The following is a 230-nucleotide window of genomic DNA, read 5'->3' as shown; positions in this document are numbered from 1 at the left end:
CGGCAGAGGCCTCCGGGCCGTTACGCGGGATAAGCCATACATCTGGCCGGAGCTGAAATCTGGGCGTTTCACCCTGGTGGACAAGATAATGTGACTTTGATTGCGGCTTCACCTGCCAGTGAGCATGGCAACGATAGCGCAGCCAGGCAGTGACAAAGGATTCAAACACTGCCTCCATAGGAAAGAGAAGTGAAATGGCCTGAGCATGCCCCTGCATACAGTGCGGTGAA

The 230-nt window shown here is 55.2% G+C and carries 1 pseudogene; it reads right to left on the bottom strand.

Features of this window, described 5'->3' with window-relative positions:
* Positions 1–217: pseudogene (locus HWD93_RS20250) on the bottom strand (hypothetical protein); the annotation flags it as partial.
* Between the last annotated feature and the right edge of the window lie 13 nt (positions 218–230).

The sequence above is a fragment of the Curtobacterium sp. C2H10 genome (assembly GCF_025407985.1).
GTDB lineage: Bacteria > Actinomycetota > Actinomycetes > Actinomycetales > Microbacteriaceae > Curtobacterium.
Note: the sequence above shows the minus strand (reverse complement) of the source record. Positions and strands in the feature narration are given on the sequence as shown.